The organism is Streptococcus sp. HMSC071H03, assembly GCF_001813035.1.
GTDB lineage: Bacteria > Bacillota > Bacilli > Lactobacillales > Streptococcaceae > Streptococcus > Streptococcus anginosus.
Genome location: NZ_KV811170.1, coordinates 24,061 through 49,137, shown reverse-complemented (window position 1 = coordinate 49,137; position 25,077 = coordinate 24,061). Strand labels below are relative to the sequence as shown.

Here is a 25,077-nt window from a genome sequence, read left to right as displayed (position 1 = left end):
AATCAAATCAATCATCAATTCTTTGACTGAAAAATATTGAATTGCTTGACAAATGGTAGAAAAAAGACCACCTCTTTGGTGATCCTTATAGGGAGATTATTATGAAAAAGTTTTAGGATTTCATCAAATAAAGTTAGGAGGTCTTCATTTGATAATATTATTATAAAATGATTTTCTTAAATGAAGCTTAAGCCGTATTTCAAATTTACAATTTCTGCAAAAGATACTGAAAAAGTTCTAGATTCCCTTTTTCTTCATTGACTAAAAACTCTGGGTGCCATTGAAGCCCAATGATCCGACTATCATCTAGCGACTCAATCGCTTCAATGGTTTTATCCCTAGGATCAAAAGCTGTTGCGCGAAAATTCGGTGCCAAATCTTTAATACTTTGTCGGTGGACAGAGTTAATCTGACTAGCACGACCGAACAATTCTTCAACAATGCTGCCTTTCTCAGTTTGAATAGAATGAGAAGTTCCAAAAGGTAAGCCCTGCCAATGGTTGTCAATATGCTGATTGAGCGTTCCATCAAAAGCAACATTGACCAACTGCAAGCCTCGGCAAATTGCCATAATTGGTTTTTCTTGTCGAATAGTTTCTGCTAACAGAGCCAGCTCAAATTCGTCTCGCACCATATTGTAATCATCACTCTCAATCGTCTGCTTTTCTCCGTAAAAAGTGGGGTGCACATGTTGTCCGCCAGACAAAATCAATTTATCAATACTTTCAATATAATCCCTCACCAAACTTTTGTCACCAACAGGGATAATCATAGGCAATCCACCAGCAATTCTGATACTCTCAGCAAATTTACTAGAAACGGACGAATGGATATTTTTACCTTCCTTATCGACAGGACAAAGATTAGCGGTCACTCCAACAATCGGTCTGCTCATACGATTCCCTCCTCATTGATATACACAATCTTACCACTTCCTCTACCTGCCGTCCAATTGATTTTTTTAAAGGTCGTGATAAATAGTTTTTATACTAGCCACAACTCCTGCCTCATTACACTCTTTTTATGCACTTTAATCAGCCTTTATTCTTATAAAATAATAACTTATAAAAACAAGCTACTACTAAACAAGAAATTTATCGCTTTCTATGGTAAAATGAAATTAGAAAACTCTATAAGGAGAAGAACATGGAAAAACAAACAGTTGCTGTTTTAGGCCCTGGTTCATGGGGTACTGCCTTGGCACAAGTATTAAATGACAACGGACATGAAGTTCGTATTTGGGGCAATATTGCCGAACAAATTACTGAAATCAACGAGCACCACACTAACAAACGGTATTTTAAAGATATTGTTCTTGATGAAAAGATCACAGCGTATTACGACTTAAAAGAAACCCTTGATGGCGTGGATGCTATCCTTTTCGTCGTTCCAACCAAGGTCACACGTCTTGTAGCCAAACAAGTAGCCGAGGTGCTGGATCATCCAGTTAAAGTGATGCATGCTTCAAAAGGTCTGGAGCCCGACACTCACAAACGACTTTCCATGATTTTAGAGGAAGAATTGCCTGAACAATTCCGTAGCGAAATCGTCGTTGTCTCTGGTCCCAGCCACGCTGAGGAGACTATCGTTCGCGACATTACTCTCATCACAGCAGCTTCAAAAGACTTAGAAGCAGCAAAATATGTTCAAGAACTTTTCAGCAATCACTACTTCCGTCTCTACACTAATACAGATGTCATCGGCGTAGAAACAGCCGGCGCACTAAAAAATATCATTGCTGTCGGAGCAGGTGCCCTTCATGGTCTCGGTTACGGTGATAATGCAAAAGCTGCGATTATCACACGCGGCTTAGCAGAAATTACTCGTCTTGGCGTCAAACTTGGTGCTAGTCCCTTAACATATAGTGGCTTATCCGGAGTAGGAGATTTAATTGTTACAGGAACCTCCGTTCACTCACGTAATTGGCGCGCTGGTGATGCTCTTGGTCGTGGCGAAAAGTTAGAAGATATTGAAGCCAACATGGGCATGGTCATCGAAGGCATTTCCACCACCAAAGCTGCTTACGAACTCGCACAAGAACTGGGTGTCTATATGCCAATTACTCAAGCGATCTATCACGTGATTTATGAAAGCCTTAACATAAAAGACGCCATTTATGATATAATGAATAATGAATTCAAAGCTGAAAACGAATGGTCGTAATTAGCTACTACAAAAAAGGAGGGTCATATGACTCAAGTAAGAAAAGCTGTTATCCCTGCTGCTGGACTTGGAACTCGTTTCTTGCCAGCAACCAAAGCGCTCGCCAAAGAAATGCTGCCTATCGTTGACAAACCGACTATTCAATTTATTGTCGAAGAAGCATTAAAGGCCGGTATCAAAGACATCTTGGTCGTAACCGGAAAATCTAAACGCTCCATTGAAGACCACTTTGATTCAAATTTTGAATTGGAGTACAACCTCAAAGAAAAAGGTAAATCTGATCTTTTAAAACTCGTAGATGAAACGACTGGTATCGGTCTTCATTTCATTCGTCAAAGCCATCCACGTGGGCTTGGAGACGCTGTTTTACAGGCCAAAGCTTTCGTTGGGAATGAACCTTTCGTTGTCATGCTAGGTGATGACCTAATGGACATTACAAATGACAAAGCAGTACCACTTACCAAGCAATTGATGAACGATTACGAAGAAACACACGCTTCAACTATTGCTGTCATGAAAATGCCACACGACGAAGTTTCTTCTTACGGTGTTATTAATCCACAAGGTGAAGGAGTAAATGGGCTCTACAGCGTTGAAACTTTTGTTGAAAAGCCAAAACCAGAAGACGCACCAAGTGATCTCGCCATTATCGGACGCTACCTACTGACGCCTGAAATCTTCTCCATCTTGGAAACACAAAAGCCAGGTGCCGGAAATGAAATCCAGCTGACAGATGCTATTGATACTCTCAACAAAACACAAAGAGTATTCGCTCGTGAGTTCACAGGTGACCGTTATGATGTCGGCGACAAATTTGGCTTTATGAAAACATCTATTGACTATGCCCTCAAACATCCTCAAATCAAAGACGATATGAAACAATACATTATTGAGTTAGGCAAGAAATTAGACAAAAAAGAAAACTAACAGATAGCTGTGATGGGTGGCACCTATTCCTAATCAATTGTTCTAAAGAACTCTAATTGATTAAAATCAAAAGTGCTTTTCCAATCACTACATTTGTTGGGAAAACAATAGCTTGTAAAGAGTTTGGGACAAAAAGATTTCAATTTTTAAAAATCTTAATTATTAAGCCCTTCAAATCTATAATTAAATGCGAAAAGCGAACAAAGCAGAATTCTGATTACCAGAAAACTAGTTTTGTTCGCTTTTTATACTTGAGGTCGGACTTTTGTCCCAGCCTCTACTTTTTGATACCTAAAATTCTTAACGAAGTAGATAATTGCTCAAAGCACTGACTTGAGGTTATAGATAGAGTTTGCGAAGTAAGTCTCAATACTGCTTTTGGCAGACTCGGAAAAAGCCCCTTTGGAAATGAAAATAGTAACCGCAAATCTACTTTACAACAAACTCTCATTGTACCCAATCTAAATAAAAAACTCATTAAAATTCTGAATGGTCTGTTTTAAGTCTTAAACGGTCATTTTTAACTAAAACTCCGCTTTAGTGATTTCCTAAGACAGAGTTATTTCTATAAAGTTAAAAGATAAATCGCAGAATAGCTACCAATATCACACCAAAAATCACGGTCACTACTAAGTTACGATAGCGAAAAGCAATATAAATTGTTGGAAAGACAGCTATTAAATCTAGCCATTTAAAGGTTGGCAACTGCCCTATCTTCCCATTTGTAAGGCTGGATAAAATCAATGCAAAAATAATAGAGACTGGTAAATACTGTAAAAATCGTTCTACAACTTTAGGTAAGCCGCGATATTTTACCAAGATAAAAGGAGTCACCCGCGCTAGCCACGTCACCAAGGCTGAGAGAAGAATGGCGACAAATATATAATTATTTATCATCTAGTATTACCCCCACAGCACAGCCTAATAAGGTCGACGTTAAAACAGCTAAAGACGAAGAAACAAGCATACTTAAAGCATAGAACGACAAAGCTACCACAACCAAAATCACTACTAGTTTTTGAAGTTTTGTTTTATGGAGCATCACTAAAAATTGGGAAGAAAAAATCCCAATAAACATGCCCACCAGCGCAAAGTCCAGTCCAAACACTTCTGGATTGGGCAAAAGACTTCCTAATGTCGTTCCGACCACAGAGCCAACAATCCAAGCAAGATAGCTCGTAATATTATTGCCATACATCCACTGAAGCGAAATATCCTTTGTATGGACACGCTCACTTAGTAAAACGCCGTATGTTTCATCTGTCAAGAGTATTCCGATACCGATATTTTGCAATAGACTGGCATGCCAAAAAAAGGTTGATGTATGAAGGCTCAGCAAAAACAACCGCAAATTGATTAAAAAAACTGTCAGAGCAATAGCTGTTACCGGTGCGTGAATCGCAAGAAGTGCTAGCATAGCAAACTGAGCACTTCCTGCATAGACTAAACTGCTCATGAGTGCCATTTCAAGAGGACTGACATAAGAAGCACCAATAATTCCACAAGCTAGTCCAATACTAATATACCCAAGAGCCGTTGGCATCGCTGCCTTAGCCCCATCCTTAAAACTTTTTCCAATCATATTTATTCTTCCATTGTGTCAAATGCCAGACTTGGCTTAGCATTCAAGCTCAATGTTGCAAGATTCCCTTTGTTCCACTCACTGACGCTCGCATAAGCAATCATTCCTGCATTGTCCCCACAGAGACGCAAAGGCGGTATGATTACCTTGATATCTGTCATTTCAGCTGCTAAACGTTCACGTAAACCTTGATTAGCAGCAACACCTCCCGCAACGACTAAGGTCTTAACAGGATATTTCTCCAAAGCTTTTTTTGTTTTTGCCATGAGAATATCTAAAACAGCAGCTTGAAAACTAGCAGCCAAATTTTCTTTCGACAAACTTTCACCCCTTTGCTCCGCATTGTGACAGAGGTTGATAAAGGCAGACTTCAACCCAGAGAAAGAAAATTCTAAATTATCCTCTTTAATCATCGCTCTCGGAAAATCATAAATATCTTGTCCTTTATGGGCCAATTCATCTATCTCACGCCCAGCTGGATAAGTCAATCCCATCACACGACCAACTTTATCATAAGCTTCTCCAACTGCATCATCGCGTGTTTCTCCGACAATCTGATAATCACCAGCTTCGCTAACATAAACCAATTCCGTATGCCCTCCACTGACTAATAATGCTAAAAGAGGGTATTCTAATTTCTCAACACTCTGAGCCGCCATCAGATGACCTGCCATATGATTGACAGGAATAAGCGGTAAATGATGTGCCCACGCAAAGGACTTGGCAGCTGCCAGCCCGACCAAAAGAGCACCGACTAGTCCCGGTCCATAAGTTACCGCTACTGCAGTCACTTCTTTTTCTGTAATACCAGCCTCCGCAAGAGCCTCCTCAATACAAGCTGTGATAACTTCCACATGGTGACGGCTGGCTACTTCCGGTACCACGCCACCAAAACGTTTATGGCTCTCAATCTGGCTCGCAATAACATTGGATAAGAGTTCAGCGTCATTTTTTAAAACCGCTACGCTAGTCTCATCGCAGGAGGTCTCAAAAGCTAAAATATATCTGTCATTCATTGTTTTCCCTTTTCATTACAATCGCATCTTCCACTGGCTCATGATAGTAATTCTTACGCCGAGCGATTTTTATAAATTTCTCTTTTTGGTAAAATAGCAGAGCTGCTTTGTTGGATTCTCTCACTTCGAGAAAAATCTCTTTGTCAATTGGCAGATGTTCAAACAAAGCGGTCGCAATTTTTTGTCCTTGATAGGCTTTCTTAACCGCAATTTGTAAAACTTCCGCTTCAAAATCCGACCCTTGAAAAGCCAGAAAGCCAATTAAATTTTGAGCTTCCAAAGCCAAAACATAAACCGACAGAGGATTTTGTAAATCTTTCTCAATCTGCTCTATATTCCAAGGACTGACAGCATACACATCTTTTAATACTTGGTAAATCTGCTCTGCCAAATCAGCAACCTGCTTTTTTTCATCTTTTTTAATCTCAATCATAAGCGCTTGATGTAAGAATCGCTCGTTTCTTGATGATTTTTGAGCCAATTCTCTTCTGCTTCCACTCGCTTGAGGTAATTCGGCACAAAATCATGAACAGAACGATCCGATAGTTGCAGACCGATTTTAGCAAGGAGCACAGCGCTTGGCAGGGTTGCTTTGATAAGAGCTGCTGGCAAAGCGGATTGAATCTGCTCCGCAAAATTTTCCACTTCTCCTACAAAAGTTACCTGAGAAGCAGACTTGGCTTTTTCTAACACTTCTTCAAAAGATAAATGAGCTTCTGGCTGAACTGCTCTGCCATTTTCATAAAAACCAGCATAGACATGATTGCGTCTAGCATCCATGAGAGGAATGACCAAGCCGTCAATGTCCTCTGGCACCAGAATTCGCAAGCTAGAAACTCCTACCAAATCTATTTTAAGCGTATATGCTAACGTTTTGGCTGTTGCCACAGCAATTCGCAAACCTGTATAACTACCCGGACCTTCTGCAACCACAATGCGTTCTAAGTCAGTTGGTTTTAAATCCAAACTTTCCATTAAAAAATCAATAGCCGGCATCAATGTAACGCTATGATTTTTCTTAATATTTATCGTCATCTCAGCAAGCAAACTCTCATCTTCTAAAATCGCAATTGCTAGGGCTTTGCTGGATGTGTCAAAAGCTAAAACTTTCATTCTTATCTTTCCTTTGTGATAATCTACTTTCTATTATACTACAAAAAATACGGATTTCCTCAATATGATTTCCAAAAAAACAAGACCTTTTGAAAATCGTTTTCCTAGTTTTTCTCACTTCTTTCTTTTACTAAATAACCTTTTTATGATATAATGATTATAATTGTAACGTATCAAAATCAATTTATTACCCAGAAAATCAAATAGATGGAGACCGCCCTTGAAAATAAGGTGGCTATTTTCTGGTAGATTGATTATGAATGAGAAAGGAATTGAAATGATTTACAAAGTTTTTTATCAAGAAACAAAAGAACGCAATCCACGTCGGGAAAACACGCATTCTCTCTACTTGGATATTGACGCCAAAGACGAACTAGAAGGACGCATCAAAGCCCGGAAACTCGTCGAAGAAAAAACACCTTATAATGTTGAATTGATTACACTTTTGTCTGACAAACATTTAGAATACGAAAAAGAATCAGGCAACTTTACAATTACGGAGCTCTAAACCATGTCATATACTTTAAAACCCGAAGAAGTCGGTGTATTTGCCATTGGTGGTTTAGGAGAAATCGGAAAAAATACCTACGGGATTGAATACCAGGATGAGATTATCATCGTTGATGCAGGGATTAAATTTCCTGAAGACGACCTCTTAGGGATTGATTATGTCATTCCTGATTATTCTTATATCGTAGAAAATATTGACCGTATCAAAGGAGTGTTGATTACTCACGGTCACGAAGACCACATCGGAGGGATTCCCTTCCTTCTCAAGCAAGCAAATGTTCCCATTTATGCTGGACCACTTGCCCTTGCACTGATTCGTGGTAAATTGGAAGAGCACGGACTTTTACGTGACGCTAAACTCTACGAAATCAATCAAAATACCGAACTTCAATTTAAAAATTTAAAAGCAACCTTCTTCCGCACAACTCACTCTATCCCAGAGCCTTTGGGAATTGTCATCCACACACCTCAAGGGAAAATTGTTTGTACGGGTGATTTCAAGTTTGACTTTACCCCCGTTGGCGAGCCAGCAGATTTACATCGAATGGCAGCTCTTGGGGAAGATGGCGTTCTAGCACTTCTTTCTGATTCCACCAATGCAGAAATTCCAACTTTCACAAATTCCGAAAAAGTCGTTGGTCAATCTATCATGAAAATCATTGAAGGCATTCACGGGCGGATTATTTTTGCCTCCTTTGCCTCAAATATCTTCCGTCTTCAACAAGCTGCGGATGCTGCGGTTAAAACTGGCCGAAAAATTGCTGTTTTTGGACGTTCAATGGAAAAAGCCATTGTCAACGGAATCGAACTAGGTTATATCAAAACCCCAAAAGGGACGTTCATTGAACCAAATGAAATTAAAGATTATCCTGCAAATGAAATTCTAATCATGTGTACAGGAAGTCAAGGAGAGCCAATGGCAGCTCTTTCACGCATTGCGAATGGAACACATCGTCAAGTGCAGCTTCAACCAGGTGATACAGTGATTTTCTCTTCTAGTCCTATCCCTGGAAATACCACCAGTGTCAATAAGCTCATCAACACCATTTCAGAAGCTGGCGTTGATGTTATCCATGGAAAAATCAATAATATCCATACCTCTGGGCACGGAGGGCAACAAGAACAAAAACTCATGCTTCGCTTGATAAAACCGAAGTATTTCATGCCAGTCCATGGTGAATACCGCATGCAAAAAGTCCATGCCGGGCTTGCAATGGATACAGGCATCCCTAAAAAGAATATCTTTATCATGAGCAATGGAGACGTCCTTGCTTTAACTGCCAATTCAGCTCGTATTGCAGGAAGTTTCAATGCCCAAGATATTTATGTTGATGGTAATCGTATCGGAGAAATCGGTGCCGCAGTCCTTCGCGACAGACGTGACCTTTCCGAAGATGGCGTTGTCCTTGCAGTAGCTACCGTTGACTTTAAATCAAAAATGATTTTGGCTGGTCCTGATATTCTTAGTCGCGGTTTTATCTATATGCGTGAATCAGGTGAACTGATCCGTCATAGCCAACGTATTCTTTTCAATGCGATTCGTATTGCATTAAAAAATAAAGATGCTAGCATTCAGTCAGTCAATGGTGCTATCGTAAATGCTCTTAGACCATTTTTATATGAAAACACAGAGCGTGAGCCCATTATCATCCCAATGATTTTAACACCAGATGAAGAAATCTAGCAATACAATCCTTACATAGTAAAAAAACAACTTGATTTGGGTAAAGTCAAGTTGTTTTTATTGTAGCTTGGTCATAACGACCAAACGAGTGGAAACTCTGGAGTTTTATCAACATTCTAATTTAATTTTTATACATATTCAACTCCCAACTTCCACAAGTCTGAGCCGAGGAGCGAATGACAACAAAAAAAGAGAGGCAAGCCTCCCTTTTCTATACTGATGAATTATTTAGCAATTTTTGCAAAATATTCAAGAGTACGTACAAGTTGTGCAGTGTATGACATTTCGTTATCGTACCAAGATACAACTTTCACCAATTGTTTTCCGTCAACATCAAGAACTTTAGTTTGAGTTGCATCAAACAATGAACCAAATGACATACCTACGATATCTGAAGATACGATTGGATCTTCTGTGTAACCGTATGATTCGTTAGCTGCTGCTTTCATAGCTGCATTTACTTCATCAACAGTTACATTCTTTTCAAGAACAGCAACCAATTCAGTAACTGATCCAGTTGGAGTTGGAACACGTTGGGCTGAACCATCAAGTTTACCGTTCAATTCTGGGATAACAAGACCGATAGCTTTAGCAGCACCAGTTGAGTTAGGAACGATATTTGCAGCACCAGCACGAGCACGGCGAAGATCACCTTTACGATGTGGACCGTCAAGAATCATTTGGTCACCAGTGTAAGCGTGGATTGTTGTCATCAAACCTTCAACGATACCGAAGTTGTCTTGAAGTGCTTTAGCCATTGGAGCCAAGCAGTTTGTAGTACATGAAGCACCTGAAATAACTGTTTCAGTACCATCAAGAACATCGTGGTTAGTGTTAAATACGATTGTTTTAACATCGTTTCCGCCAGGAGCAGTGATAACAACTTTCTTAGCTCCACCTTTAAGGTGTTTTTCAGCTGCATCTTTCTTAGCAAAGAAGCCAGTTGCTTCCAAAACGATTTCTACACCGTCAGTAGCCCAGTCGATTTGTTCTGGGTCACGTTCAGCAGAAACTTTAACGAATTTACCGTTAACTTCGAATCCACCTTCCTTAACTTCCACAGTACCGTCGAAACGACCTTGAGTTGTGTCATATTTCAACAAATGTGCAAGCATAACTGGATCTGTAAGGTCGTTGATACGAGTAACTTCAACACCTTCTACGTTTTGGATACGACGGAATGCAAGACGACCGATACGACCGAAACCGTTAATACCAACTTTAACTACCATTCGTGATTTCCTCCTTATGAAAATCAAAAAATTTTTATGTGAAAAGAGTAACTTGAGTTGCTACAAATCACCTTTCAACATATCTATTATATACTTTATCCCTTAAAATTGCAACTGATTTCAGCATTATTAACAAGGAATATCATTCCTTTCAAAGATTTTCATTTCTCTTTCATTTTCGGAAGCTAAGTGGGAGATATGCAAAAAGAGAGTGGGACAGAAATCAGTAGTTTCGTAAAAACTTGATTTCATCGTCCCACCTCTGTACGGTTGAGTAGAGCTGTAAAAGTTGATTTATCACCGTATTAGAGTCCACTCAGCAGTGATTAATTGGCACTAAAGTGCCTAATTAATTGTGCATGGGAAACTCTACATTGACTAAGGTGAATAGAGCTTCTCCAAACCACTGCATCTTATAATTCTGACTATATAAACAAAGGAAGCTGAGTACATTGTCCCAGCTTCCTTTTTTATAAAAAACGCCCGCAACTGCGGACGCATGGGCTTGACTTGATTAAGCCTCACCTTTATTTTTCTTAATGATTTCTTCTTGTACTGACTTCGGTACATCTTCGTAGTGGTCAAATACCATCATGAAAGTACCGCGTCCTTGTGATGCTGAACGAAGAACTGTTGCATAACCGAACATTTCAGCAAGTGGAACATAGGCACGAACGATTTGGCTGTTACCATGAGCTTCCATACCATCAACACGTCCACGACGAGCTGTTACGTGTCCCATAACGTCACCGAGGTTTTCTTCTGGTACAGTAATTGTAACAAGCATCATTGGTTCAAGAATGGTTGGTTGCGCAGTCTTAGCAGCTTCTTTAAGAGCAAGAGAGGCAGCAACTTTGAAGGCTGTTTCTGATGAGTCGACATCGTGGTATGAACCATCATACAGTTTTGCCTTCACGTCAACGATTGGGTAACCAGCAAGAACACCGTTTGCCATTGACTCAATCAAACCTTTTTCTACAGCTGGGATGAATTCACGTGGAACCACACCACCAACGATAGCATTTTCAAACTCGAATCCTTTTCCTTCTTCATTTGGAGTAAATTCAATCCAAACATCACCGAATTGACCTTTACCACCTGATTGACGTTTGAAGAATCCACGTGCTGATGTTTGTGCACGGAAAGTTTCACGATAAGATACTTGAGGAGCACCTACGTTTGCTTCAACTTTGAATTCACGACGCATACGGTCTACAAGGACATCCAAGTGAAGTTCACCCATACCAGAGATAACTGTTTCACCAGTTTCAACGTTAGTTTCAACGCGGAAAGTTGGGTCTTCTTCAGCCAATTTTTGAAGGGCAATACCCATCTTATCTTGGTCAGCTTTTGACTTAGGTTCAACCATCAATTGGATAACTGGTTCTGGAACTTCGATAGATTCAAGGATAATTTTTGCCTTTTCATCTGTCAATGAGTCACCAGTTGTAGTATCTTTCAAACCAACAGCTGCAGCGATGTCACCAGAGTAAACTGTTTCGATTTCATTTCGGTGGTTAGCGTGCATTTGCAGGATACGTCCGATACGTTCACGTTTTCCTTTAGAAGTATTCAAAACGTATGAACCTGAGTTCAAGACACCTGAGTACACACGGAAGAAAGTCAAACGACCAACAAATGGGTCTGTCATAATCTTGAAAGCAAGTGCTGCAAATGGTTCGTCATCAGATGCAGGACGAGTTTCTTCTTCTTCAGTATCTGGGTTTACACCCTTGATAGCTGGAATGTCAAGTGGGCTTGGAAGGTAGTCAATAACTGCATCAAGCATCATTTGAACACCTTTGTTCTTGAAGGCAGAACCAGCAAGAACTGGGAAGAATTCAACATTGATAGTTGCTTTACGGATGGCAGCTTTTAGTTCTGCTTCAGTAATTTCTTCACCTTCAAGGTATTTCATCATCAAGTCTTCATCAGTTTCAGCAACTGCTTCTACCAATTTTTCACGCCATTCTTGGGCTTGTTCAAGATAATCAGCTGGAATATCTTCTTCAAGAATATCTGTTCCAAGATCATTTGTATAGATTTCAGCTTTCATACGAACCAAGTCAATGATACCACGAAAATCATCTTCTGCACCGATTGGCAATTGAATTGGATGAGCATTTGCTTGAAGGCGATCGTGAAGAGTGCTTACTGAGTAAAGGAAGTCTGCACCAATTTTATCCATTTTGTTAGCAAATACGATACGTGGAACACCATATTCAGTTGCTTGACGCCAAACTGTTTCCGTTTGAGGTTCAACACCTGATTGTGAGTCAAGGACAGTTACGGCACCATCCAATACACGAAGGGAACGTTGTACTTCAATTGTGAAGTCCACGTGTCCTGGTGTGTCGATAATGTTGACACGGTAATCTTTCCATTGTGCTGTTGTTGCAGCAGATGTAATGGTAATACCACGTTCTTGTTCTTGTTCCATCCAGTCCATTTGTGAAGCACCTTCGTGTGTTTCACCAATTTTATGGATTTTACCGGTATAGTAAAGAATACGTTCAGTCGTTGTTGTTTTACCAGCATCGACGTGAGCCATGATACCGATGTTACGAGTTTTTTCAAGTGAAAATTCGCGAGCCATTTGGTTGTTTCTCCTATTATTTTATTTACAGTTTATTATAACATATTTTAAGAAAAGCGAGTAGGCAAATCCTACCCGCTCCTCCTGAAGTTTTTGTAGTTGATTGGGTCAAGTGCAATGCCTAACGCTTTTACGATCCTAACAATTTTGATTAAGCTAAAAATCTAAAGAAAAAGATAAATCTCATTGGTTGCAATCGCAACCTGCTTCGATTTCCTATTTTCTCTTGGACTCTTTTAACGCTTTCGCATCTTAAATTTGAGTTCGGATTAAAATCTCAAAAACTCAATTGAACTCGGGCTAAAAGCTCGGAAAATAGAGACGTAGCCCTTTCAGCTTTGCTGTATTAGGGATATGGCTACCTTTAGGTATAAACTTTCCTAGAATCTCTGATTCTTCGTCAAGTTTCCTAATTTTCTGTCGCTTTTTTAACGCCCTTAGTATCTTAATCTTACCAGCGGAAGTGAGCAAAAGCACGGTTAGCTTCAGCCATACGGTGAGTATCTTCACGTTTTTTAACAGCTGCACCAGTATTGTTAGCTGCATCCATGATTTCTTTTGCAAGGCGATCTTGCATAGTGTGTTCTCCACGTGAACGTGAAATAGTTACCAACCAACGAAGTCCAAGAGTTGTACGACGTTCTGGACGAACTTCAACTGGGACTTGGTAGTTAGAACCACCAACACGGCGAGCACGTACTTCAAGTACAGGCATGATATTTTCCATTGCTGTTTCAAATACTTCAAGTGCATCATTTCCAGTAGCTTCTTTGATTTGTTCAAAAGCACCATATACGATTGAAGCTGCTGTACCACGTTTCCCATCAAGCATAACGCGGTTGATAAGACGTGTCACTAATTTTGAATTGTAGAGCGGATCTGGCAATACTTCGCGCTTAGGCGCACGGTTTTTACGACTCATTGATCTTTATCCCCTTTCCTTATGCTTTTGGTTTTTTCGTACCGTATTTAGAACGGCCTTGTTTACGATCAGTTACACCTGCAGTATCAAGTGCACCACGAACGATATGGTAACGTACCCCTGGAAGGTCTTTTACACGTCCACCACGAAGAAGCACAACACTGTGTTCTTGCAAGTTATGTCCGATACCTGGGATATATGCAGTCACTTCGATCAAGTTGCTCAAACGTACACGAGCAAATTTACGAAGAGCTGAGTTAGGTTTTTTAGGTGTCATAGTACCAACACGAGTTGCAACACCACGTTTTTGTGGTGAGTTTTCACGAGTAGGTACACGTTTAAGACTATTATAACCAACGTTTAAAGCTGGTGATTTAGATTTTTCTACTTTTGATTTACGCGGTTTGCGAACCAATTGGTTAATTGTAGGCATCTACATTTCTCCTGTATTTTTTTAATTTTGGTGATGATACACTTGGTGACAGCTATCATCTGCGTATACTTTTGCAACATTTGTCAGCACGTCTCTGTACACTTTTGAGAGACCAAAAGTAAAAAGTACCGTCTATTAGTATAACACGACGGCACTTTCTTTGTCAATATATTTTTTATAGTTTTCTTATTGAAATCCCAGTTACTGCCCCGTAGTATTTGCGGCTGGGATACCTGCTCCGCTAGTCGCTGGAGTTTGAGCCGAATTGGTATCAGCCTGTCCTGTGGTAGCTGAAGTGGCTGGAGTTTGATAGGTTTGAGGATAAGTTTGTTGGTACGTTTGCCCTGCATCTGTTTGAGGCGTCACAGCATTTTGACTTTCTGTAGCAGCTGCTTCGCTAGCTGCACGCGCCGCAATCGCATCACTGACTGCCTTAATCCGCTGTTGAAATTGAGTCTTTTGTGTTTCGTCTTTTACCTTATCTACTTTTTCCTGAGCAGCTGTTACATTAGCTGTTGTCTGCTCCGCTTCCAGTTTTTTAACAGCCTCTTCTGCTTCTTGCACAATTTTCGCTTGTTCTTTTTTGTCCTTTTCTGCTTTCGACTCTGAAGGTTTTGACGTTGAAACTGTTCGTCTTACAGTCGGAGCGGCTGCACGCGCCGCGTCATCTTGCTTTTTAACGAAAAATAATCCAGCAGCAAGAATGAGTGCCAAAACTGTAACAATCGAAACTCTCAGCCACAAGGAGCTTTGATCCAATTTATCCAATATATTTTTCAAATTTTCACCTCATCTATTTGTCAAAAATATTGCCAACTTCTACGCTGATTTTGTTGGACTTCACATCAATAGCTGTCACTTTCAACAATGATTTGTAATCCAAATGTTCGCGTTCTGTCTGTGCATTTTCTGCAAAGACTGCTACACCAGCCAATTCCGAATCAAATTCTCGTAAAAGACTAATCATGCCATTGACTGTTCCGCCACCTTTTAAGAAATCATCTACGATTAACACACGACTTCCAGCTTTCAGGCTGCGTTTCGACAAAAACATTTTTTCAATACGGTCACCACTTGAACCAGACACATAATTGACACTAACCGTTGAACCCTCTGTGATTTTCAAGTCGCGGCGCACAATGACAAATGGAACATTTAACACATTTGCCACTGCATTTGCCAACGGCACTCCTTTTGTAGCAACGGTCATTACAGCATCAATTTTTTGATTTCGAAACGTCTTGGCAATAATGCGCCCAATGTTATTTAATATAGAAGGCGTACTCAACAAATCCGACAAATAAATGTAGCCGCCAGGTAAAATCCGATTGCTTTCAGATAATTTCGTGCGGAGGTCTTCCACCATTGCTCTAGCTTCTTTATCCGAGATAGAGGGAGTAAAAATAACGCCTCCTCCTGCTCCTGTAATGGTTTCGATATGCCCGATTTCCATTTCTTCAAAAGCACGTTTGATAATGACAATATCTTCAGAAATGGAAGATTTTGCGGACTCATACTTTTCAGCAAATGTATTGAGACTTGTTAATTCGTACGGATGATTGATTAGGTAGTTAGAAATAACTACCATGCGTTCACTTCTTCTTAATTTCATTTTTTCACCAATTTATTTTATTTTCTTCATTATATCATAATCAGTCCAAAAAACGAACATTATTTTTGCAATAACATTCGTTTTTCGCTTTTTACTTATCAAAATTAGGCTTATAGAAAGAGCGGTTGTCCATAGCAAAGATTCGATTGGTCATCTCACCCTCGCCAACCAAGGCTAGAGCCGAAGTCATCATCATCATTTCCGCATCTAAATTGTCAATCATGTGGATAATTTCAGCTTCCATGATTTTCGGACGGACAGGACTTCCATATTCCAACAAGCCATGGTGGCTTAGCAGAACATGACGGAGAACAATGACATCTTCTTTTGTGTCGTCAATTTTTAATTCTGCCAACACCTTTGTTATTTCTTCATCAATCAAAGCGATGTGTCCGATGAGATTGCCTCGAACGGTGTATTCTGTTTGCTCTGGGCCTGTCAATTCCAGCACCTTTGCTAAGTCATGGAGCATAATTCCTGCATAAAGTAAACTCTTATTTAATTGCGGGTAAATCTCACCAATAGCATTTGCCAGCCGCACCATAGTCGCAGTATGAAAAGCAAGTCCTGCCTCAAAAGCGTGGTGATTGGTTTTCGCTGCTGGATAGGAGTAAAATTCTTTATCGTATTTAGCATACAAAGCCCGTACCACACGCTGCCAAACTGGGTTTTCAATTTTGAAGATCATTTGTGACAGATATTCACGTAGTTCTTGGACATCAACTGGTGGTTTTTCCTTAAAATCAGCTGGATTGTTTGGCTCGCCAACTTTAGGCAATCGCAAGGTAATTTGATTGACTTGAGGGGTGTTGTTATACACTTCTCTGCGCCCTTGCATGTGCACGACTTTTCCAGCAGTAAATTCTTCTACATTGTGAGGTTGAGCATCCCATAATTTTCCTTCAATCGTTCCCGTATCATCTTGAAAGGTAAATGCCAAATAATTTTTTCCAGCCCTTGTCTGACGTAGTTCAGCGGATTTGATGAGATAAAATCCCTCAAACAGCTCGTCTTTTTTCATTTGGTTAATCTTCATATTCTTCCTCTTCATCTTGGAAATCTAGCAGACCATTTAAGTCCGACTTGTCCGAAATTTCAATATGACGCAAAGTTCGCTCGATAGCATTGGTTCTGCGCGTCAGCAATTCATCAATATTGCCAGAAGCGTGTTGCAAATGTTTTTGCGCCTTGAGCAAAATGCCACCAAATTTATTAAATTCTGATTTGACATTGCCCAAAACCTTGCTGATGTCATCTGCACTTCTTTGAATGTTGAGCGTTTTAAAACCGACCGAAAGCGAATTGAGTAGGGCAGACAACGTAGATGGTCCTGCAACCACAATCTGCTCGTCTCGACGCAAACTATCAAAGAATTCCGGATTGCGAACGACTTCTGAATAAAGCCCTTCCGTTGGTAAAAACATCACGCCAAAGTTTGTTGTTGCAGGAGGCGCTAAGTATTTCTTATTGATGTCCTTGGCAAAACGTTTGACACTAGCCAACAAAGACTTGCGGTACAAATCAATCTCTTCTTTGTTTCCTGACTCATAAGCATCCTCTAAGCGATAGTAGTCAGCAAGCGGAAACTTGGAATCAATTGGCAAATAAATGTATTCTTTTTCTACTTGCCCCGGTAATTTAATCGCGTACTCTACGCGTTCACTAGAGCCTGCAACTGTCGCAAATTCGCGTTCGTACTGGCTCGGTGTCATGATATCTTCAATAATCTGACCGAGTTGCAATTCACCTAAAATTCCACGCGTTTTGGTATTGGAGAGCACTTTATTTAGAGTGCCCACATCACGCGCTACATGTTGCATCTCGCCTAGACCACGATTGACTGACTCCAACTGTTTAGAAACCGTTTCAAAGGAGGTTTGCAACCGCGTCTGCAGCGTTTTCTCTAATTTTTCTTCCACTGTTTGGCGCATTTGTTCTAAACGACGGTCATTTGACTCTTGAATCTGGCGCATTCGTTCGTCTGTCTTATCACGATTTTTGGTTAGATTCTCGCTTATCTCTAACCGCATTTCTGTTAAATTTCGATGTAAATCCGTGCGCACCTCTCCCAAACGATCTCCCAGAGCCAATTCCAGCTGTTGCTGTGCTAGAAGGCGTTGCTGTCGCTCCTGCTCAAAACGGTAATCCAACTGATCAGATAATTGATCGGCTTGATCTTCAAAAATCTTCTTCGCTTGATCTGTCTGTTGCTGATTCTTTTGCCACAAAAGAAAGGTCACAATAAGATTTCCCAGCAATAAGAAGATGATTACAAACTCCATACTAACTCCTGTCTTTGCTATAAATGATAATAACATAACCCGATTGGCACTCTAAAAAAACGGGCTCATCTATAAATTCGTTAGAAGCATACACTTTTTTAAAAAATAATTGGATTCGTTTAAAGGATATTTGGCGCCTTCAATGCTCAACCGACTATTGTCCGCAGGCATAAAAGCTAAATAGTTCATACCAGCCACTGGCTTTACCTCGTGCCGCCCTTGAGGACAATAGCAGAGCTGATTTTGTGCATTGCACAGTCGAATTTGCTGCATATAAGGAGTAATTTCTGGATTACTCGGCAAGAAAATATTTGCCAAAGTATGATCCAAGCGCCCGCCAAAAGCACCAAAAATCGTCACTTGCGCCTGTGGAGAACGTGCAAAAACAGCTTTGACAGCCAACTCTAAATCCGTATCATCTTTTTCAGGTTGTGCTTGAAGTACCTCTTTCGATTGAGAACAAATCAAAGCCAACTCTTCCTCCGAAACAGAATCAAAATCACCGACCGCTAAATCTGGGCAAATGCCTTGTTCAATGAGAAACAGGCTTCCTCTGTCCACTCCGATAAAAATGTCAAAATCCACTTGAAAACTATCTATCATCCCGCCAGCAAAAAGAGCAATTTTAGTCATGCAATGCTTCTTTCAATGTTTGAACCTGATGAGCGACATCTCCTTTGAAAACGTAACTGCCCGCTACAAAGACATTAGCACCAGCTTCTTTAGCAATGCCAATGGTTTCATCATCAATACCACCATCTACTTCAATATCAAAGTCTAGTTGGTTCACTTCTCTCAAAACGACTAATTCGCGTACTTTATCCATTGTTTCTGGTAGAAAAGCTTGCCCACCGAAGCCTGGATTAACAGTCATAACCAAGACTTGATCAACCAAATTCAAAACATTTTTCACCGCTTCAACGGGCGTTCCCGGATTGATAACAACACTTGCCTTGACACCAGCTGCCCGAATCTTTTGCAAAGCTCCGTGAATATGCGGCGTTGCTTCAGCATGGATACTGATAATATCTGCACCCGCACGAGCAAAATCTTCAATATGGTGTTCTGGATTGGAGACCATGAGATGACAATCAAACACCAACTTACTATGTGGTCGCATGCTCGCTACCACACCCGCACCGAAGCTGATATTGGGAACAAAATGTCCGTCCATAATATCAATATGAGCGTAATCTGCCCCTGTGGCTTCTAATTTTTTCAATTCTGATTCAAAATTAGCATAGTCTGCACTTAAAATAGACGGTGCAATTTTATATGATTTCATTTGGCTTCCTCCTCACTTAGGTTGCTTCTTGGCTACTTTTTTATAGGTTTCACGACGATGTTCAATTTCACTCAAAAATTGCAAGTAATTCTCAAAACGAAAGGCTACAATCGTTCCATTTTCAACAGCAGGTTTCACTGCACAGCTCGGTTCATGCGTATGAGTACAAGTTCGGAATTTGCAGCCACGACTGACTTCGGCAATTTCAGGAAATGCTTGATTTAAATCCTCTGCATTGTCCACTTCATAATCCAAGGAAGAAAACCCCGGAGTATCCGCAATCTTTCCTCCATTAAGATTGTAAAAACTGACAGCTCGTGTCGTATGACGACCGCGACCTAAACTCTCTGAAATCTCACCCGTCTCTAACTGTAAATCCGGTGCAATTTTATTGAGCAAAGTGGATTTGCCAACTCCTGTCTGCCCCATGAAAACCGTCTTTTTACTTGTCAAAAATGGCAACAGTTCTGCGACTGTTTTGGCAGTATCATAACCAATCGCTTGGTAAACATCAAGAAAAGCATCTAGCTCTTTGTCGTCCTCCAACAAATCCAATTTACTGATATAGATAATCGGCCGAATAGCTTTTTGTTCCAAGAGAACTAAAAATCGATCCAACAGATTAGGATTGAAATCTGGCTCTTTGGCACTCATTATCACGACAGCCTGATTGATATTAACGATGGGCGGCCTCACTAGACTGTTTTTTCGCTCTGCTATTTTTAAAATGTATCCTTCAGAATCTTTCTCAGCAGAAAATTCGACCTCATCTCCCACATAGGGAGTTTGACCTTTCTTGCGAAAATTCCCTCTGGCTCTGGTCTGATACACCTTACCTTCTGACTCTACATAATAGAAGCCAGCCAAGGCTTTCACAATTGTTCCTTTCAAATGAACTCCTTTAACCTTAATAAGTTCATTATATCAAAAAAACAAGTATTTTGCTTTTTAGTGCAAAAAATGATGAAAAACATCGCTAATGTGGTATAATAGATACCGAGCGGAAATGGCGGAACGGCAGACGCGCATGCTTCAGGCGCATGTGTCCATTCGGACGTGAGGGTTCAAATCCCTTTTTCCGCATTTTTATTTTGTTAGGTGTTTTGGTATTGCAGCTTATGCTGCGCTTTGTCTTCTCGCCTAAAACGAAATAGCCTATTTTGAATGCTTCTATCGAGCCCATTCAAAAATTGCTTATTCTAAATTTTGGAAAGGTGGCCCAGCTTGGTACGGCACCGGACTCGAAATCCGGCAAATGGATTTTATTCATGCGCGGGTTCAAATCCCGTCCTTTCCTTATGAAAAACCTCACTAAGATGAACTTAGTGAGGCTTTTTGTTTACAATATTATTCAACTCATCTGAATCCCTCGTCATATAAGCTATCTGCTAAACGTGCAAATTCTTGCAAATTAAGCGCTTCTCCTCGTACACTTGGAGATAACTCAGCATTGTCCAAAGCGGACTCTAGCTTTGTTTTGACTTCATTAGACTTCCCAAAATAACTGGTCAGATTATTCCAGAGGGTTTTCCGGCGGTGGGTAAAACTAGCTTTTGAGACTTTGAAGAAGAAAGCTTCATCCTTGACCCCAACTGCTGGCTGGTCTCTGCGAACCATCTTGAGGATAGCCGAATCCACATTTGGAGCAGGAACAAAGACTGTTCGTGGTACGATAAAAGCGACCTTAGCTGTCATGTAATATTGTACAGCTATTGACAAACTACCATAAGACTTACTATTGGGCTGCGCCGAGATGCGATCAGCTACTTCTCGCTGCATCATCACAACAAATTCACTAAAAGGAATGCCACTCTCAATCAAGTGCATGAGGATAGGAGTGGTAATGTAGTAGGGTAGGTTGGCCACCACTTTGATAGGAAGACTTGGATTGGCAAATTCCTTGATTCGGACTTGCAAGTCTGACTTAAGAATATCTTCATTGACCACGCACACATTGTCAAAATCCCGCAGAGTATCTGCCAAAATCGGCACCAAGCGCTCATCAATTTCAAAAGTCATAACTTCGGCTGCATTTTCTGCCAAAAACTCAGTTAGAGCTCCGATGCCTGGTCCGATTTCGATAACATTAACATTCTCATCAATCTCAGCTGTGTCCACAATTTTTTGTAAAATATTGGTATCGGTCAAGAAATTCTGACCGAATGATTTTTTAAAAGTAAAACCATGACGCTCAAGCACAGCTCGCGTCACACTATAATCCGCAATTCTCATAAATCTCTTTTCTATCTATTAGCTGAATAAAATATATAAAATTCGCATAATTCCCAGCACAAGCAAAATCCAAAATGCCAGATGAATACGGCGTTTAGTTTCTGTTGAAGTAGATTCAGTCACATCAGTCATTTGCTTGTTTTTTTGATTTTTACGTTTCTTAAACTCATCTTGGTAAGCAACCGAATTTAGAATATTATCTACTGGCAGCATGTCTGAAGCATAATCATCTGGGAAACCCATAGCTATCCCAAGCAAATCCTCGTCCGCTAAAGAAAAATCTAAATCTTCTGGTCGATTTTGCTGAATAGCTCGGACATTTTTTAAAAGTTTGTCAAAAGCAATAGGCAACTCGTCCATAGAAATAATTTCTAAAACGTCAAATCCTAGCGTATCGCCCTCTTTGATATTTGCAGTAATGTAACACACAAAGTCATCGTACAGTTGCAAAGTCTGTGGAGCATGCTGCTCTAAAAAGGAGCGATTGTGACGAGCATTCTGATGAAAGTTTTCATCAGAAAGAGCAATCCCCGTATCCTGTGTCCGATAAAATTCTTCTGTCTTCTCTTTATCTTCTTTTTCAAGCTCTTCTGCTTTTTGCCACAAATCAATAGCCGCTTGCAGCTCTTCTTCACCCCAAAATAGTTGCCAGAAATAAGGAATCGTATAAATTCCCTCCGCTAAAACACGTGTCTCATCTCCGTTTTTTAAATAAATATAGCTTCTATTTGCCATGTCGATTCCTTTCGTACTCTTTCATCACATTTTCAATATCTGTCAATCCAATCCCAAACAATTCTAGTCGTTTAAGCAACTGTTTTCCATTTGAATAGCCAATGCGGAGTTCTTCTCCTAAAAATTCACGACGTTTGCAGCTGTCATTGCCTGCCAGAAATCCTAAGCGAATCAAATCTGAACGTGTGATATCAAAATCAGTCGTTTTTTCAAAATTCTTAGTCACCTGCGAAAGAGCTATCCTCAAATCTTCATAAGAAGCATGCTCAATACCTAATGATTTTCCTTTACTTTTAGACTTGGGAGCTGCCTCATTGCGCTTTAAAAAAGCATGCTGAACGCTAGGAATCTCTGTCATAATCATTCTACGAATCCGCTCACCATTGACATCTGGATCGGTAAAAACGATCACTCCGTGCAAGTTATGGAGATGTTTGATGCGTTGAATGTCTTTTTGACAAATCGCAGACCCTCTCGTTTCATAAGTTTCTACGTCAAAGTATCTTTTAAGGTTAGCTGTATCATCTCGACCTTCTACAACGATGACTTGAGAAATTTTTATTTTTTCCATATTACTAGTTATTATCCAGAAATTTAGACAGCTTGATTCGCAAACAAATAGTATATGTTACTATCCACAAAACAAGCAAATACACAATGTTTACAACGATTTGTGTTTCATCTTTATACGCCAACATATATGGAGCTAAATTGCTTGCTAAATATTTAATACAACTTTCAAAACAATTGAGAAAACCCAATATATCAAATAAGTTTAGTATTTCAATAATGTTTTTGATTGCATCCCAAAATTTTAGTAAGGCATTTAGAGGCAGATACCAAAGTAATATATATATCATAGTTATTGGGTAACTCTTCATAATTTTAAAAAATTCATTTGATAGTAATTTAAAGAAAAAAGCATCGCTCCCACATAAATCATTGCGTTCTTTATAACCAAATAAAAATTTTCTTACAGTTAAGACATCACGGCATCGATATATATACCAATAAATACTAATCCATATTAGTGTAACAATAGTTAATATTGGTTTTATCAAATTTCCAATAAAAAACGACATAACATATAAAATAACATATATAAGACCAAAATATAGATTAACTTTAAAAGTTGTATTAGTTTTCATCCAATTAAATATATTCAATTCCAAATATCCTTTCCGCATTGGCAGTTGTTATCGCTGCTAGCTCTTCTGTTGTCATCCCACGCAAATCAGCGATAAAGTCCACCACATAGCGAGTATAAGCCGTCCGATTTTCACGACCACGCTTTGGAACAGGAGCTAAGTAAGGTGCATCCGTTTCAACTAGGATTTTGTCCAAAGGCAGTTTTTGCGCAGCTTCCTGCACATCTACAGCTTTCTTAAACGTGACCACACCCGAAAATGAAATCATCATACCAAGTTGGATAAAGCGCTCTGCCATTTCCAAAGAACCTGAATAAGAATGCATAATGCCCCCACGAGGACCCACACCCTCGCTTTTAATAATCTCATATGTGTCGTCCAAAGCATCACGAGTGTGCACTACAAAAGGCAAGTCCAAATCTTTTGACAACTGAATCTGCCGCCGAAAAACACGCTCTTGCGCTTCTTTCGGTGCTGTCATCCAATGATAGTCCAGACCAATCTCACCGAGGGCAATAACTTTGGGATCGTGCAAATGACTGATAAGCATGTCCTCAACTTCCTGCGTATAAGAACCTGCCTCCGTCGGGTGCCAGCCAATCGTACTGTAAAGTTCGTCATATTGACGAGACAGCGCAAGCGACTTTTCAATGGTTTCTGCATCAAATCCCACAATATTCATCTTTGTGACACCTAACTCGCGTGCAAAAGCAATTTCTTCAGATTCTTTTCCTGCGAAATTGTCCACGTTGAGGTGTGTATGCGTATCAAAAATTTTCATCATTCATTCCTCTTTATATCAGTTTCTATTATATCAAAATCTCGTGGTAAATGCAGATTGTCTCTTTGTTATCCAACAAAAAAACCAGCGGTCTCGAGTTTCCGTTGGTTCTTCATCTTGTATTCGTTTGGATTATGCAGCCAAAACTTTGCGTCCTTTACGACGACGGCTAGCAAGTACGCGACGACCGTTTTTAGTTGCCATACGATGACGGAAACCATGTTTGCGCGCACGACGGATTTTACTTGGTTGATAAGTACGTTTCACTTTGAATACCTCCTCTTAGATTCTTGTATTCGTTTAGCCGGCTATTGTGATCAGTTACTAAACATACTTTATTATTCTATATGATTCTAAGCCTTTTGTCAATAGCAGCGCGAAATTGTTTTTGCTAAAGCCTCAAGAAAGTTTGTCTAAACCTCGTACAATTCTCTGGTTGCCTCATAAAAAGGAATGAGTGTTATCATAGCATCCTGAAGCTCATCCAGAACTTGCCTTATTGATGTGGCTTGGGCTAAATCTACATCGTATTTCACTAAGACTTTACGGACTTGCCCTGTTTTTACTTGTTGGCTCAAATACTGTCGATTTTCTTCTGTTCCAGCAAATCGTTGACTGACACCATTTATTTGAGCCAAGTAATAAACCGGAGTTGCGATTGGCACCTGCAAGACTCGATTTTGCTTCGTCAGACTGGTTTCATCTTTCTTGCGCTCGATAAAGCTGACTTCTAACGATACTCCAAAATCTCTTGGCTTCCCATATAAACGCAGCGCAAACATTGGTTCTGTGATATCGCCATAACCACACAAATAGTTCCAAAA

26 protein-coding genes, 2 tRNA genes and 1 pseudogene are annotated in these 25,077 nt (G+C 40.0%); 6 read left to right on the top strand and 23 right to left on the bottom strand.

Going from position 1 to position 25,077, the window contains the following annotated elements; genetic code table 11:
- Positions 1-205: 205 nt before the first annotated feature.
- The gene (locus HMPREF2887_RS08860; RefSeq protein ID WP_021002139.1) at positions 206-895 is read right to left on the bottom strand and encodes a gamma-glutamyl-gamma-aminobutyrate hydrolase family protein; all 690 of its coding nucleotides are present in this window, start codon (positions 893-895) and stop codon (positions 206-208) included.
- Positions 896-1,146: 251 nt separating this feature from the next.
- Here HMPREF2887_RS08860 and HMPREF2887_RS08850 point away from each other — a divergent pair, with 251 nt between their 5' ends.
- Together HMPREF2887_RS08850 and galU are read left to right on the top strand one after the other, a co-directional pair.
- Positions 1,147-2,163, top strand: coding sequence for an NAD(P)H-dependent glycerol-3-phosphate dehydrogenase (locus tag HMPREF2887_RS08850; RefSeq protein ID WP_021002140.1), 1,017 nt, complete (start codon positions 1,147-1,149; stop codon positions 2,161-2,163).
- A 27-nt stretch (positions 2,164-2,190) separates the two neighbouring features.
- Positions 2,191-3,090 carry a UTP--glucose-1-phosphate uridylyltransferase GalU gene (gene galU, locus HMPREF2887_RS08845; protein WP_057489825.1) on the top strand — a complete coding sequence of 300 codons (900 nt, stop codon included), beginning with the start codon at positions 2,191-2,193 and terminating at the stop codon, positions 3,088-3,090.
- Between the two features lie 573 nt (positions 3,091-3,663).
- Here galU and HMPREF2887_RS08840 read toward each other — a convergent pair.
- The 5 genes from HMPREF2887_RS08840 to tsaB are packed head-to-tail and all read right to left on the bottom strand — an operon-like array spanning position 3,664 to position 6,801.
- A complete protein-coding gene (locus tag HMPREF2887_RS08840) occupies positions 3,664-3,987 on the bottom strand; it encodes an AzlD domain-containing protein (protein WP_003028637.1) in 324 nt (107 codons plus the stop codon).
- The gene (locus HMPREF2887_RS08835) at positions 3,977-4,672 is read right to left on the bottom strand and encodes an AzlC family ABC transporter permease (protein ID WP_021002142.1); all 696 of its coding nucleotides are present in this window, start codon (positions 4,670-4,672) and stop codon (positions 3,977-3,979) included. Before HMPREF2887_RS08835 ends, HMPREF2887_RS08840 begins: the two co-directional genes overlap by 11 nt.
- 2 nt (positions 4,673-4,674) lie before the next feature.
- Positions 4,675-5,688, bottom strand: coding sequence for a tRNA (adenosine(37)-N6)-threonylcarbamoyltransferase complex transferase subunit TsaD (gene tsaD / locus HMPREF2887_RS08830; protein ID WP_021002143.1), 1,014 nt, complete (start codon positions 5,686-5,688; stop codon positions 4,675-4,677).
- Positions 5,681-6,121, bottom strand: a complete 441-nt coding sequence (rimI, locus tag HMPREF2887_RS08825; RefSeq protein ID WP_003026437.1) for a ribosomal protein S18-alanine N-acetyltransferase — start codon at positions 6,119-6,121, stop codon at positions 5,681-5,683. Before rimI ends, tsaD begins: the two co-directional genes overlap by 8 nt.
- Entirely contained in the window at positions 6,118-6,801 is a 684-nt protein-coding gene (tsaB, locus tag HMPREF2887_RS08820) for a tRNA (adenosine(37)-N6)-threonylcarbamoyltransferase complex dimerization subunit type 1 TsaB (protein ID WP_021002144.1), read from the bottom strand. Before tsaB ends, rimI begins: the two co-directional genes overlap by 4 nt.
- Before the next feature lie 277 nt (positions 6,802-7,078).
- Here tsaB and HMPREF2887_RS08815 point away from each other — a divergent pair, with 277 nt between their 5' ends.
- Positions 7,079-7,309 carry a DNA-directed RNA polymerase subunit epsilon gene (locus HMPREF2887_RS08815; protein WP_020999859.1) on the top strand — a complete coding sequence of 77 codons (231 nt, stop codon included), beginning with the start codon at positions 7,079-7,081 and terminating at the stop codon, positions 7,307-7,309.
- Between the two features lie 3 nt (positions 7,310-7,312).
- Positions 7,313-8,995 (top strand): ribonuclease J1, encoded by a 1,683-nt coding sequence (rnjA, locus tag HMPREF2887_RS08810; RefSeq protein WP_003026442.1) that lies wholly within the window; start codon positions 7,313-7,315, stop codon positions 8,993-8,995.
- A gap of 224 nt (positions 8,996-9,219) precedes the next feature.
- Here rnjA and gap read toward each other — a convergent pair whose 3' ends face one another.
- The 11 genes and pseudogenes from gap to rsgA form a co-directional block, all read right to left on the bottom strand.
- Positions 9,220-10,227, bottom strand: a complete 1,008-nt coding sequence (gene gap, locus HMPREF2887_RS08805) for a type I glyceraldehyde-3-phosphate dehydrogenase (protein ID WP_003026445.1) — start codon at positions 10,225-10,227, stop codon at positions 9,220-9,222.
- A 514-nt stretch (positions 10,228-10,741) separates the two neighbouring features.
- Positions 10,742-12,823 (bottom strand): elongation factor G, encoded by a 2,082-nt coding sequence (gene fusA, locus HMPREF2887_RS08800; RefSeq protein WP_003026447.1) that lies wholly within the window; start codon positions 12,821-12,823, stop codon positions 10,742-10,744.
- A gap of 451 nt (positions 12,824-13,274) precedes the next feature.
- Entirely contained in the window at positions 13,275-13,745 is a 471-nt protein-coding gene (gene rpsG / locus HMPREF2887_RS08795) for a 30S ribosomal protein S7 (RefSeq protein ID WP_003026449.1), read from the bottom strand.
- A gap of 19 nt (positions 13,746-13,764) precedes the next feature.
- On the bottom strand, positions 13,765-14,178 hold the full coding sequence (rpsL, locus tag HMPREF2887_RS08790; protein ID WP_003026451.1) for a 30S ribosomal protein S12: 414 nt from the start codon (positions 14,176-14,178) through the stop codon (positions 13,765-13,767).
- 201 nt (positions 14,179-14,379) lie between these two features.
- The gene (locus HMPREF2887_RS08785; RefSeq protein WP_003026453.1) at positions 14,380-14,958 is read right to left on the bottom strand and encodes a hypothetical protein; all 579 of its coding nucleotides are present in this window, start codon (positions 14,956-14,958) and stop codon (positions 14,380-14,382) included.
- Between the two features lie 13 nt (positions 14,959-14,971).
- Complete coding sequence (gene purR / locus HMPREF2887_RS08780) at positions 14,972-15,790, bottom strand: pur operon repressor (RefSeq protein ID WP_003026455.1); 819 nt, start codon at positions 15,788-15,790, stop codon at positions 14,972-14,974.
- 91 nt (positions 15,791-15,881) lie between these two features.
- Positions 15,882-16,826, bottom strand: a complete 945-nt coding sequence (locus tag HMPREF2887_RS08775; RefSeq protein ID WP_003026457.1) for a 3'-5' exoribonuclease YhaM family protein — start codon at positions 16,824-16,826, stop codon at positions 15,882-15,884.
- Entirely contained in the window at positions 16,816-18,072 is a 1,257-nt protein-coding gene (locus tag HMPREF2887_RS08770) for a DNA recombination protein RmuC (RefSeq protein WP_021002145.1), read from the bottom strand. The genes HMPREF2887_RS08775 and HMPREF2887_RS08770 overlap by 11 nt, the downstream gene beginning before the upstream one ends.
- A 1-nt stretch (position 18,073) precedes the next feature.
- A pseudogene (locus tag HMPREF2887_RS08765) lies at positions 18,074-18,705 on the bottom strand (thiamine diphosphokinase).
- Positions 18,698-19,357, bottom strand: a complete 660-nt coding sequence (gene rpe, locus HMPREF2887_RS08760; protein WP_003026463.1) for a ribulose-phosphate 3-epimerase — start codon at positions 19,355-19,357, stop codon at positions 18,698-18,700. The pseudogene HMPREF2887_RS08765 and the gene rpe overlap by 8 nt, the downstream one beginning before the upstream one ends.
- A 12-nt stretch (positions 19,358-19,369) precedes the next feature.
- The gene (gene rsgA / locus HMPREF2887_RS08755; protein WP_021002146.1) at positions 19,370-20,248 is read right to left on the bottom strand and encodes a ribosome small subunit-dependent GTPase A; all 879 of its coding nucleotides are present in this window, start codon (positions 20,246-20,248) and stop codon (positions 19,370-19,372) included.
- 109 nt (positions 20,249-20,357) lie between these two features.
- Here rsgA and HMPREF2887_RS08750 point away from each other — a divergent pair.
- Positions 20,358-20,440 (top strand) — tRNA-Leu (locus tag HMPREF2887_RS08750).
- Between the two features lie 125 nt (positions 20,441-20,565).
- Positions 20,566-20,654, top strand: a tRNA-Ser gene (locus HMPREF2887_RS08745).
- Between the two features lie 59 nt (positions 20,655-20,713).
- Here the strand turns inward: HMPREF2887_RS08745 and rsmA are convergent.
- The 6 genes from rsmA to HMPREF2887_RS08710 all read right to left on the bottom strand — a co-directional run.
- On the bottom strand, positions 20,714-21,589 hold the full coding sequence (gene rsmA, locus HMPREF2887_RS08740) for a 16S rRNA (adenine(1518)-N(6)/adenine(1519)-N(6))-dimethyltransferase RsmA (protein ID WP_003032206.1): 876 nt from the start codon (positions 21,587-21,589) through the stop codon (positions 20,714-20,716).
- An 18-nt stretch (positions 21,590-21,607) separates the two neighbouring features.
- Positions 21,608-22,324, bottom strand: coding sequence for a hypothetical protein (locus HMPREF2887_RS08735; RefSeq protein WP_021002147.1), 717 nt, complete (start codon positions 22,322-22,324; stop codon positions 21,608-21,610).
- The gene (gene rnmV, locus HMPREF2887_RS08730) at positions 22,314-22,895 is read right to left on the bottom strand and encodes a ribonuclease M5 (RefSeq protein ID WP_057489827.1); all 582 of its coding nucleotides are present in this window, start codon (positions 22,893-22,895) and stop codon (positions 22,314-22,316) included. The genes HMPREF2887_RS08735 and rnmV overlap by 11 nt, the downstream gene beginning before the upstream one ends.
- A gap of 581 nt (positions 22,896-23,476) precedes the next feature.
- A complete protein-coding gene (locus HMPREF2887_RS08720) occupies positions 23,477-24,253 on the bottom strand; it encodes a TatD family hydrolase (RefSeq protein ID WP_021002149.1) in 777 nt (258 codons plus the stop codon).
- Between the two features lie 132 nt (positions 24,254-24,385).
- Positions 24,386-24,520 carry a 50S ribosomal protein L34 gene (rpmH, locus tag HMPREF2887_RS08715; protein ID WP_003026476.1) on the bottom strand — a complete coding sequence of 45 codons (135 nt, stop codon included), beginning with the start codon at positions 24,518-24,520 and terminating at the stop codon, positions 24,386-24,388.
- A gap of 146 nt (positions 24,521-24,666) precedes the next feature.
- The coding region (locus HMPREF2887_RS08710; RefSeq protein WP_084741081.1) for a ribonuclease P at positions 24,667-25,077 on the bottom strand (411 nt) is incomplete at its 5' end.